Source organism: Sutterella sp. (assembly GCF_052272535.1).
In the GTDB taxonomy this organism is placed as follows: Bacteria; Pseudomonadota; Gammaproteobacteria; order Burkholderiales; family Burkholderiaceae_F; genus Sutterella.
In genome coordinates this window covers 1-10931 of the sequence record NZ_DAVZJY010000058.1, presented here as the reverse complement: position 1 = coordinate 10931, position 10931 = coordinate 1, and the positions used below count along the sequence as shown (strand labels likewise).

Below are 10931 nucleotides of genomic sequence, written 5' to 3'. Positions count from 1 at the left end.
TTGATGCCCCCGCCGGGGAGAAGGCGCAGCCGGGAAATAAGGCGTAATCTGCACGCGCGGTGCCGCGCCGGACCGGGGCCCCCGCGCCGGTGCACCGCACGCATTCCAAACCAGAGGCCCGGTTCGTTCGGGCTTCTCTTTTCTCTCGGAGCGACGCATGGAATACAGCTTCTGGGGCGGCCTCATGCTGATGGTGCTGATGGCCGACCCGCTCGGCAACATCCCGATCACGATCTCGTGCATGAAGAGCGTGCCGAACAACCGGCGCGTGCGCGTGCTGCTGCGCGAGTGCACGATCGCCATGGGGCTGCTGCTCCTTGCGATGTTCTTCGGCAAGCCCTTCCTCGCGGCGATCGGACTCTCCGACGCGGCTCTCTCGATCGGCGGCTCGGTGATCGTGATGCTCATGGCGATCCGCATGGTCTTTCCGACGAAGGAGGGCGTCTTCGGCGACACCCCGGGCGGCGAACCCTACATCGTGCCGATCGCCATTCCCGCGATCGCAGGCCCCTCGACGCTCGCGACGATCATGATGCTCGCGGCGAGTCAGCCCGGGCGCCTTCTCGAGTGGGGCGCCGTCGTGGTGATCACCTGCGCGGTGAGCTTCGCCGTGCTCGCTTCGGCCGACTGGCTCGAACGGCACATGGGCTCGAAGCTCACGCTCGCCTTCGAGCGTCTGACGGGGCTGCTCCTCGCGATGATGGCGACGCAGATGTTCCTCTCCGGGCTCGGCTCCTACCTCTCGAGCCTCCCGCGCCCCGGCCTCTGACCTCCGGCCGGCGAAAAACGCCCGAAAAAACCACGCGCTTCGAGTGGACAGAGCCTTTTCGATTGAGTAAAATCCGCTCCCTTGACTGAAAAACCGGGGCGGATTGCTTACCCCATCTTGGTTTCCACTGGCGCCGCCGGGAAGGTTTTTCGTCGAGACAGAAAGCCGCGGCTCACGCAGAAACGCGTTCGAGCCGCTTGAGAATTCCAATTTGAGCGGAAGAACCCCACGTCTGGCAGCAGACTCCACGGACGGCGCCATCCGGACCGAGGAGTTGGACGGCGGCTCTCCCTCGCAAGCAACCATTAGGTGAACGCAATGAAGACCTTCTCGGCCAAGCCGCTTGAGGTTAAGCGCGACTGGTTCGTGGTCGATGCCAGTGACAAGGTGCTCGGCCGTCTGGCCAGCGAGATCGCGCTGCGCCTGCGCGGCAAGCACAAGCCCGAATTCACTCCGCACGTCGACACGGGCGATTTCATCGTCGTGATCAATGCCGACAAGCTCGTCCTCTCCGCTGAAAAGGCGACGAAGAAGACCTACTACCGCCACACGGGCTACCCCGGCGGCATCATCGAGACGACCTTCCGCGACATGCAGGCGAAGCACCCGGGCCGCGCCCTGGAAATCGCCGTCAAGGGCATGCTCCCGAAGGGCCCCCTCGGCTACGCGATGATCAAGAAGCTCAAGATCTACGCCGGCGCCGAACATCCGCACACGGCTCAGCAGCCCAAGGTTCTGGATCTCTAATAGAGGCACTTAAAGATGATCGGCAACTACAACTACGGCACCGGCCGTCGCAAGAGCTCCGTCGCGCGCGTGTTCATCAAGCGCGGCACCGGCAAGATCGTGATCAACGGCCGCCCGCTCGAGCAGTACTTCCATCGTGAGACCGGCCGCATGATCGTCATGCAGCCCCTGCAGCTCACGGAGAACGTCGAGACGTTCGACATCATGGTGAACGTCATCGGCGGCGGTGAATCCGGCCAGGCCGGCGCCGTCCGTCACGGCATCACCCGCGCCCTCATCGACTACGATGCCGGCCTCAAGTCCGTTCTCTCCAACGCCGGCCTCGTCACGCGCGACGCCCGCGAAGTGGAACGCAAGAAGGTTGGTCTGCGCAAGGCCCGCCGCGCGAAGCAGTTCTCCAAGCGCTAACCGCTTCACGCACGAAGCCCTCTCCGGGGTTCTCCCCGGAGCGGACTCCGCCGAAAAGAACCGTCCGACGACCTTCGGGTCACGGGCGGTTTTTCTTTGGGTTTTCCCTTGCGTTTTAAGCTTCCTGGTGTAGGATGAACGACTTCAAGAAACAGGCGTTCCCTCATCGGCGGACGGCGCAGGCGCCGTCCGTTTCGGCCCCCGGCGGCGACCGAACAGCGCAGGGAGACGCCTCAAAGACCAAGACAAACAAGGACGACAGAAGCGATGACCGAAGCGACTACGACGGCCACTGAAGCGGCGAAGACTCAGGATGCTCCCGAGCTCATGCCCGAACCGATCACCTTTACCGACGCCGCGGTGGCGAAGGTGAAGCAGCTCATGGACGAGGAGGGCAATCCCGAGCTGAAGCTGCGCGTCTTCGTGCAGGGCGGCGGCTGCGCCGGCTTCCAGTACGGCTTCACCTTCGACGAAACGCAGAACGAGGACGACGCCGTGATGGAAAAGGGCGGCGTGAAGCTCCTGATCGACTCGATGAGCTACCAGTACCTCGTCGGCGCCAAGATCGACTACAAGGAGGGGCTCTCGGGCGAGCAGTTCGTGATCGACAACCCCAACGCCGTGACGACCTGCGGCTGCGGGTCCTCCTTCGGGGTCTGATCGACGCCCCTTTCGGCAGACGGCTTCCGGCGCTGAAGTTTCTTCAGGGCCGGAAATGAAGAGCCGCCCCGCGCCTTCCCCTTCCAAGGGGGAAGAGCCCGAGGGCGGCTTCGTCGTTTTTGGCGAGTGCGTCGGCGCACCCGATTAGAGCGGGTAGAGCGCGCCGAGAATGCGCGGACCCCGCGCGCGGGTGACGGCCGGGAGGTTCCCGGGGAGGCCGAGCAGGTGCGCGCGCGCGAGCCACGCGAAGGCGGCCGCCTCGACCACCATCGGGTCGAGCCCGCGCGCCGAGGTGTCGGCGACCGTTTCGAGGCGGGCAAGCCGCGCGCGTACGCACGCCTCCAAGCGCGCCATGAGGAAGGGGTTGAGCGCGCCGCCGCCGCAGACCCAGAGCGCCGCCGCCTCCGGGTGCTCCGCCTCGAGCGCCCGGGCGACGGACTCCGCGGTGAGTTCGGTGAGCGTACGCGCGACGTCTTCGGCCGCGGCGCCTTCGGCGCCGGCGGCGTCGAGCGCGGCGTGGAGCCACGCGGGCGAGAAGCGCTCGCGGCCGGTGGACTTCGGCGCAGGCAGCGCGAAGTACGCCTCCTCGAGCATCCGGGCGAGGAGCGGAGCGATCACGCGGCCGCGCGCCGCAAAGGCGCCGCCGCGGTCGAAGGGCTCGCCCGTCTTCTCCTCCATCCACGCGTCGAGGAGCATGTTTCCCGGCCCCGTGTCGAAGCCTCGGACGGGCGCCGCGGACGCCTCGCCCGGCAGCAGCGTCAGATTGGCGATGCCGCCCACGTTGAGGACCGCCGTCGGGCGCGGTTCGGAAAAGACTTCGGCGTGGAAGGCGGGCACGAGGGGCGCGCCTTCGCCGCCCGCGGCGACGTCGCGCGAGCGGAAGTCCGCGACGGCCGCGATTCCGGTGAGCTCGACGAAGAGCGCCGGGTGGTTGAGCTGCAGCGTGAAGCCGCGCCCGGGCCGGTGGCGGATTGTCTGGCCGTGAAGGCCCGCGGCGGCGACGTCCCCGGGCGCGAGCCCGACTGCGGCGAGCAGCCGCCCGACCGCCTCGGCGTAGAGCCGCGCAAGCGCGACCGAGGCGTCGCCCATGCGTTCGATCTCGTCGGTCGTGCCGAGCGCGAGGGCCCGGAGCTCCGAGCGCAGCGCCGCGGGCATCGGCACGTAGACGTGTCCTAGGGTCTCCATTGCGGCGCCGGCCCTGTCCGATTCACGAAAGCGCAGCGCCACCGCGTCGGCGCCGTCGAGGCTCGTCCCCGACATCACGCCCAAGGTGATCACCGGCGGCTCCCGAGCGTCTTCACGCCGCCTTCGACGGCCATCTTGACGGGGCGCACACGCCCGGAGGGGCGGGCCTCCTTGATCGCGGCGGCGTCGTCGCCCTGCGCGGCCGCTTCGGCCTCGGCGCGCGCCTGCGCCTCATGGAGGAGCTTTTCGGGCGAGGGGAGGCCCTCCTTGCGGGCGGCCTCCTCGAAGAGCGCGATCAGGGGCTGGGCCTGCGCGCGCAGCTGCGCCAACTGATAGGCCGAGAGGTTCTCCGTGTCGGGAAGATCCGCGGTCGCCGGATTGATCTGCACGCCGTTGATGATGAGTTCGTAGTGCAGGTGCGGGCCCGTGGCGAGCCCGGTGCTGCCCACGAGGCCGATCAGCTGGCCCTTCTTCACGAGCGAACCCGCGCGCAGGCCCTTGGCGACCTGCTGCATGTGCGCGTAGAGCGTCATGCGCCCGAGGCCGTGGTCGATCTGCACGTAGCGGCCGTAGCCGCGCGCCTCGTAGGCGACCTTCGCCACGCGTCCGTCCGCGGCGGCGAGAATGCGCGAGCCGCGCGGCGCGCGCAGGTCCGTGCCGTTGTGCGGGCGCAGCACCCCCGTCACCGGGTGGCGGCGCAGCGGAGCGAACTCCGAGCTCACGTCCTTGATGTCGAGCGGCACGCGCAGGAAGGTCTGCGAGGCCGAGCGTCCGTCGAGCGTGTAGAAGCTCCCCGGGTGCGTGCCGTCGGAGAACCAGAACGCCTCATGCACGCCCGAGTCGTCCACGATCTGCGCGGCGAGAAGCTGCCCGTCCCTCACGAACCGGCCGTCGGCGTACTTCTTCTCGTAGACCACGCGCAGCGTGCTCTCGGGCGAGAGCGCCTGCACGGGGTCGTCCGCGCCGTCCCAGACCTCGAGGAGCTGGTCGGCGACGTTCTCCGGGAGCTTGAGCGCCGAAGCCGTGGCCGAGAGGCCCTTCTTCGCGCCCCCGGAGACGAGCGTCTCCATCGTCGAGAAGGTGTAGGGCAGTTCGTCCGCGATGAGTTCGCGGCCGATGCGCGCCACCTCGATCGTGCGCGCATCCTCGCTGCGCGGGCCGTCGAGGTAGAGCCGCAGGAATTCGAGTTCGCCCGAGGCGGTCACGCCCGCCGTGAGGTGCTGCCCCGGCTGGAGCGCGAGGAAGGGCGCGGCGAGCGGAGGCGCGGCGTCGAAGTAGTCGAGCGCCTGCCGGTCGGCGACGCCGAGATGTGAGAAGACCGAGAGGAGCGTGTCGCCCGGGGCGACGTCGTAGTGCTTCGGGGTGTAGGCCCCGAGCCGCGCGAGCGAGGCGATTTCGGGGGCGAGGTCGGGAACGGGGGCCTCCAGCGTGCGCACGGCGGCCTGTAGGGGCTCCGGCGCGGGCGCGGGGCCGGCGGCGACGAGAAGCGACGCGCCGAGACCTGTCGCGGCAGCGAAGGACGCGACGCCCGCGAAGAGCGCGCGCGCGCCGCCCGGGCGCAGTCCGAGCCGCGCGCCCCAGACGCGGGCGAAAAGGAGCGAGGAGCGGCCGAGGCGGATGAGTCCGTCGGCCACGAAAGAGGGCGCCGTCATCGGAAATCTTCGAAAAAAGATGCGGAAAATCCCATATTTTAGACGCTCCACGCAGGGCGATGATAAAGTTTCCCCCTTGAACCGCAGCGGCCGCCCGGCCGGCCGGGCCACCCGCCCGCCGCCCGCGGGGCGCAGAGCGGGGATCTGACTTTCCCGCTCCCTGCCGCGAACCGAATTTCCGCACACCCTCAGATCGAAATGACGCAAGAAACAGCTCCGGCGAAGACCTATCCCGTGACGGACGACATCCGCGAGGCGATGGCCCTCATCGCGCGCGGCACCGACACCTTCCTCATCCAGTCCGAATTCGAGCAGAAGCTCGCCCGCGCGAAGGCGACGGGCACGCCTCTGCGCTGCAAGCTCGGCCTCGACCCCACCGCCCCCGACATCCACATCGGCCACACGGTGGTGCTCAACAAGCTCCGTCAGCTCCAGGACCTCGGCCACACGGTGATTTTCCTCGTGGGCGACTTCACCGCGGCGATCGGTGATCCGTCCGGGCGCAACACCACGCGTCCGCCCCTCTCGCGCGAGCAGATCGAGGCGAACGCCCAGACCTACCTCAACCAGGCCGGCCACATCCTCGACCTCGAGAAGACCGAGGTCCGCTACAACTCCGAGTGGAGCAACGCCCTCGGCGCCGCCGGTCTCATTCAGCTCGCGAGCCGCTACACGCTCGCGCGCCTCCTCGAGCGCGACGACTTCGCCAAGCGCTTCAAGGAGGAGCTCCCGATCGCGATGCACGAGCTCCTCTACCCCCTGATGCAGGGCTACGACTCCGTGGCGCTCAAGGCCGATCTGGAACTCGGCGGCAGCGACCAGCGCTTCAACCTGCTCGTCGGCCGCGAGCTGCAGCGCCAGTACGGCCAGGAGCCGCAGTGCATCCTCACGATGCCGCTCCTCGTCGGCCTCGACGGCGTCGTGAAGATGAGTAAGAGCAAGAAGAACTACATCGGCATCACGGACGCCCCGAACGACATGTTCGGCAAGGTGATGTCGATTTCCGACGACCTGATGTGGAACTGGTACGACCTCCTCTCGCTGCGCGGCAACGACGAGATCGCCAAGCTGAAGAAGGAGTGCTCGGAGGGGCGCAACCCGCGCGACGCGAAGGTGCTCCTCGCCCGCGAGATCGTCGAGCGCTTCCACAGCGCCGCCGCCGCGGACGAGGCTGAGAAGGAGTTCAGCGCGCGCTTCCAGAAGGGCGCCGTGCCGAGCGACATCCCCGACGTTGAGGTCGCGGCTCCCGAGGGCGGCATCGGCCTGTTGCAGCTCATCAAGGCCGCCGGCCTCGCGCCCTCCTCGGCCGAGGCGGGCCGCAACGTCGACCAGGGCGGCGTGCGCATCAACGGCGAGCAGGTGAAGGACCGCACGCTTAAGATCAAGGCGGGCGAATCCTTCACGATCCAGGTGGGCAAGCGCCGCTGGGCGCGCGTCACGGTGGCCGCCGCGCAATGATCGTTCTGCTGCAGCGCGTTTCGGGCGCCCGAGTCGAGCGGCGCACCGAAGGGGGCGCCCCCGCGGCGCTCCTCGGCGAAACGGGTCCGGGCTTCCTCGCCCTCGTCTGCGCCGAGCCCGCCGACACCCCCGCGACGGCCGCCAAGGCCGCGCAGAAGACCGCGCGCCTGCGCGTCTTCGAGGACGACGCGGGCCGCATGAACCTCTCGGTCGTGCAGACGGGCGGGAGCGTGCTCGCCGTGTCGCAGTTCACGCTCGCGGCGGACTGCATGTCGGGCAACCGCCCGAGCTTTTCGCAGGCCGCGCCCCCGGAGCTTGCGCGCCGGCTCTACGATCTCTACGTCGAGGCGCTCCGGGCCGAAGGCGTGCCCGTGCAAACGGGCGAATTCGGCGCACACATGGCCGTGAGTCTCGTCAACGACGGTCCGGCCACGTTCTGGCTGCGCTTCTAGCGCCCTCTCGCCGAAGCGTGCGCCCGTCGTCATTTTTTCTGGGAGACCCGAAATGAAGATTCAGTCGAAGACCTTCGCCGAAGGCGAAATGATTCCGGAGCGCTGCGCCTTCGGGCGCATGGGTGAAAAGGGAGAGACGGTCGCCTCGGAGAACCGGCTCCCCGAGCTCTCCTGGACGGAGGTCCCCGAAGGAACGAAGTCCTTCGTGCTCTGCTGCCTCGACGACGACGTGCCCACGGACCTCAAGGCGCGCGACCAGTCGGGCGAGATCCCCGCGCATCAGCCGCGCCGGCGCTTCGTGCACTGGGTGCAGGCGGACGTCTCCCCCGCCGTGCGCTCCCTCCCCGAAGGGGCGCTCGCCCACGGCGCACCCGTCCCGAGGGAGTTCGGGCGCCCGGGCGTCAACGACTACAGCCGCGGCGAGATTCCCCCCGAAGGCGGCGTCGGCACGGGCTACGACGGCCCCTGCCCGCCCTTCTTCGACGCGCGGCGCCACTACTACCGCTTCCAGGTGGTCGCGCTCGACACGGCGCGCCTCGGGGAACTCCCTAAGCACTTCACATGGGCCGATGTCGATCAGGCCATGAAGGGGCATGTTCTTGCCACCGCCGAACTCGTCGGCGGATATACACTGAATCCGCGCCTGCGCGGCGCCTGATTGCAATTCTCCGGAGCGGCTCCGTCCCGCGCCCCCGCGGCCACCCCGCGGACCCTCCGGCTCACCCCTCCTCAAACAGGATTAAAGGAAGGAAATGTTCAAGACATCCGAGTGCCCCGCCAAGCAGGACCCCGATTTGTGGCAGTGGATCGACGCCGAATCGAAGCGTCAGGAGCAGAACATCGAGCTCATCGCGAGCGAGAACTACGCCTCGCCCGCCGTGATGGCCGCGCAGGGCAGCTGCCTCACGAACAAGTATGCCGAGGGCTATCCCGGCAAGCGCTACTACGGCGGCTGCGAATTCGTCGACGAGGTCGAGCGCCTCGCGATCGAACGCGCCAAGAAGCTCTTCTGCGAGCCCGCCGGCGTTGAAATGGCCGTGAACGTGCAGCCCCATTCGGGCGCGCAGGCCAACTCCGCCGTCTTCTTCGCGCTCCTGCAGCCCGGCGACGTCTTCATGGGCCTTTCGCTCGCCGACGGCGGCCACCTCACCCACGGCATGCACCTCAACTTCTCGGGCAAGTACTTCAAGGCCGTTCCCTACGGCCTCAACGAGAAGGAGGAGATCGACATGGACGAGGTCGAGCGCCTCGCCCGCGAAAACAAGCCGAAGCTCATCGTCACGGGCGCCTCGGCCTACTCGCGCCACATCGACTTCAAGCGCTTCGCCGAGATCGCCCATGAAGTGGGCGCGCTCCTGATGGTGGATATGGCCCACTACGCGGGCTTGGTCGCCGCGGGCGTGTATCCCACGCCCTTCGGCTACGCCGACATCGTCACCACGACCACGCACAAGACGCTGCGCGGCCCGCGCGGCGGCCTCATCTTCTGCAGGCCCGATCTTGAGAAGAAGATCAACTCCGCGGTCTTCCCGGGCATGCAGGGCGGCCCGCTGATGCACGTGATCGCCGCCAAGGCGGTCGCCCTCGGCGAGGCGCTCCGTCCGGAATTCAAGGCCTACCAGGAGCAGGTCGTGAAGAATGCGGCCGTGATGGCCGAGCAGCTCATGGCCCGCGGTCTGCGCATCGTCTCGGGCGGCACCGAGAGCCACGTCATGCTCGTGGACCTTCGTCCCCTGAAGATCACCGGCAAGGCCGCCGAAGCGGTGCTCCACTCCGTGGGCATCACGGTGAACAAGAACGCCATTCCGAAGGACCCCGAGAAGCCCTTCGTCACCTCGGGCATCCGTCTCGGCTCGCCCGCGATGACGACCCGCGGCTTCAAGGAGGACGAGGCGCGCCTCACCGCCAACCTGATCGTGGACGTGCTCGAGTCGCCTGAGGACCAGGCCGTGCTCGACCGCGTGCGCGCCGAGGTGGCGAAGCTCACCGCCGCCTTCCCGGTCTACGGCGCCTGAGCGCACTGAGCGGCGCCGCGCCCCGGGCCGTCGCCCGAGGCGGCGCGGCGCACGGCGCCCCGGCTCCCGACGAGGCCTCCGCCGGAGACGCTCCCTCCCCTTCGCGGGAGAGGCGCCTCCGCCGGAGGCCTTCTTCTTGCCGGCGCGCCGCCTTGGGGAGGCCGGCGCCGAAGGCGGCGCGCAGGGCGCCGCACCGCGGCTGTTAAAATCATCGGATTGTTCAGCAACACCTTTGAGGAAAGAAACCTTCATGCGCTGCCCCTTCTGTTCGCATCCCCAGACGAGCGTGGTCGACTCGCGCGCGCCCGAGTCGGGTTCGGTGATCCGACGCCGCCGCGAGTGCCTCAAGTGCGGCAAGCGCTTCACGACCTTCGAGCGCATCTCGCTCGGTCTGCCCTGGATCGTCAAGAAGGGCGGCGGGCGCGTCGAGTACAACCGCGAGAAGCTGCGCGGCTCGATGATGCTCGCGCTCAGAAAGCGCCCCGTTTCGCGCGAGCGCATCGACGCCGCGGTGGACGCGATCGAGCAAAAGATGGTCGCCACGGGCGAGCGCGAGATCCGCACGACCCGCGTGGGCGAACTCGTCCTTGAGGAGCTCCGCCAGATCGACATCATCGGTTGGATCCGCTTCGCTTCGGTGTACCTCAACATCAGCGACCCGCAGGCCTTCGTGAAGATGATCGAGAGCACGCTCAAGGAGACCCGCACGGACGAAATCCCGCTGGAGCATTGGAATTGACCGGAGAGAAGAGCAGCTCCCAGCCCGCCGAGTCGGCCGAAGCCCTCAGGCGGCGCGTGGACGAGGCGTGGATGCGCCTCGCACTCGACGAGGCGAAGAAGGCCCTGCGCCTGTCGCCTCCGAACCCGTCCGTGGGCGCCGTGATCGTGCGCGAGGGGCGCCTCGTGGGCGCGGGCTTCACGCAGCGCACCGGGGGCCCGCACGCCGAGATCATGGCCCTGCGCGACGCCGCGGCGCGCGGCGAATCCGTCGAGGGCGCCACGGTCTACGTGACCCTCGAGCCCTGCTCGCACTACGGGCGCACGCCGCCCTGCGCGCTCGCGCTCATCGAGGCGAAGGTCGGCCGCGTCGTCGCCGCGACGGGCGACCCCAACCCGAAGGTGCACGGCCGGGGGCTGAGGATGCTCGAGGCCGCAGGCATCCCGACCGAATTGGGCGTCCTTGAGGCGCAGGCGAAGGAGGTGAACGCGAGCTTTCTCACCCGCATGACCCGCGGCACGCCCTGGGTGCGCGTCAAGACCGCCGTTACCCTGGACGGGCGCACGGCGCTCCCCGACGGGCGCTCGAAGTGGATCACGGGCGAAGCGGCCCGCGCGGACGGCCAGCTCTGGCGCGCCCGGGCGGGCGCCGTGCTCACCGGCGCGGGCACGGTGCGCGCCGACGACCCGCAGATGAACGTGCGGCTCGCCGACCAGGTGCGCCAGCCGCTGCGCGTCGTCGTGGATCCGCGGCTCGAAACCGATCCGGACGCGAAGATTCTCCATTCGCCGGGCGGTCCGGTGCTCTTCGTCACCGCCGCGGCCGGCGAAGGCGCGGCGGCCCGCCGCGCGGCCGTTGAGGCGGCCG

At 68.8% G+C, this 10931-nt stretch carries 12 protein-coding genes; 10 read left to right on the top strand and 2 right to left on the bottom strand.

Annotated features, from left to right (window positions below):
- The first annotated feature begins 157 nt into the window (after positions 1-157).
- The 4 genes from ACT6Y9_RS04660 (at position 158) to erpA (ending at position 2584) form a co-directional block, all read left to right on the top strand.
- Positions 158-769, top strand: a complete 612-nt coding sequence (locus tag ACT6Y9_RS04660; RefSeq protein ID WP_295480354.1) for a MarC family protein — start codon at positions 158-160, stop codon at positions 767-769.
- Positions 770-1087: 318 nt separating this feature from the next.
- A complete protein-coding gene (rplM, locus tag ACT6Y9_RS04655; RefSeq protein WP_295480356.1) occupies positions 1088-1516 on the top strand; it encodes a 50S ribosomal protein L13 in 429 nt (142 codons plus the stop codon).
- Positions 1517-1531: 15 nt separating this feature from the next.
- A complete protein-coding gene (rpsI, locus tag ACT6Y9_RS04650; protein WP_295480358.1) occupies positions 1532-1924 on the top strand; it encodes a 30S ribosomal protein S9 in 393 nt (130 codons plus the stop codon).
- 267 nt (positions 1925-2191) lie between these two features.
- Entirely contained in the window at positions 2192-2584 is a 393-nt protein-coding gene (erpA, locus tag ACT6Y9_RS04645; protein WP_443743665.1) for an iron-sulfur cluster insertion protein ErpA, read from the top strand.
- Positions 2585-2728: 144 nt separating this feature from the next.
- Here the strand turns inward: erpA and ACT6Y9_RS04640 are convergent, their stop codons facing one another.
- Both ACT6Y9_RS04640 and ACT6Y9_RS04635 read right to left on the bottom strand, forming a co-directional pair.
- A complete protein-coding gene (locus ACT6Y9_RS04640) occupies positions 2729-3844 on the bottom strand; it encodes an anhydro-N-acetylmuramic acid kinase (protein WP_295480372.1) in 1116 nt (371 codons plus the stop codon).
- Positions 3845-3858: 14 nt separating this feature from the next.
- Positions 3859-5403, bottom strand: coding sequence for a M23 family metallopeptidase (locus tag ACT6Y9_RS04635; RefSeq protein ID WP_443743664.1), 1545 nt, complete (start codon positions 5401-5403; stop codon positions 3859-3861).
- A 216-nt stretch (positions 5404-5619) separates the two neighbouring features.
- Between ACT6Y9_RS04635 and tyrS the strand changes: the two genes are divergently transcribed.
- The 6 genes from tyrS to ribD form a co-directional block, all read left to right on the top strand.
- The gene (gene tyrS / locus ACT6Y9_RS04630) at positions 5620-6879 is read left to right on the top strand and encodes a tyrosine--tRNA ligase (protein ID WP_295480362.1); all 1260 of its coding nucleotides are present in this window, start codon (positions 5620-5622) and stop codon (positions 6877-6879) included.
- Positions 6876-7331: a D-aminoacyl-tRNA deacylase gene (gene dtd / locus ACT6Y9_RS04625; RefSeq protein ID WP_443743663.1), complete on the top strand. Its 456-nt coding sequence runs from the start codon at positions 6876-6878 to the stop codon at positions 7329-7331. The genes tyrS and dtd overlap by 4 nt, the downstream gene beginning before the upstream one ends.
- A gap of 52 nt (positions 7332-7383) precedes the next feature.
- Positions 7384-7989 (top strand): YbhB/YbcL family Raf kinase inhibitor-like protein, encoded by a 606-nt coding sequence (locus ACT6Y9_RS04620; protein ID WP_295480366.1) that lies wholly within the window; start codon positions 7384-7386, stop codon positions 7987-7989.
- A gap of 94 nt (positions 7990-8083) precedes the next feature.
- A complete protein-coding gene (gene glyA, locus ACT6Y9_RS04615; protein WP_295480368.1) occupies positions 8084-9346 on the top strand; it encodes a serine hydroxymethyltransferase in 1263 nt (420 codons plus the stop codon).
- Positions 9347-9596: 250 nt separating this feature from the next.
- Positions 9597-10085, top strand: a complete 489-nt coding sequence (gene nrdR, locus ACT6Y9_RS04610) for a transcriptional regulator NrdR (RefSeq protein WP_295477754.1) — start codon at positions 9597-9599, stop codon at positions 10083-10085.
- The coding region (ribD, locus tag ACT6Y9_RS04605; RefSeq protein WP_443743662.1) for a bifunctional diaminohydroxyphosphoribosylaminopyrimidine deaminase/5-amino-6-(5-phosphoribosylamino)uracil reductase RibD at positions 10082-10931 on the top strand (850 nt) is incomplete at its 3' end. The genes nrdR and ribD, both read left to right, overlap by 4 nt.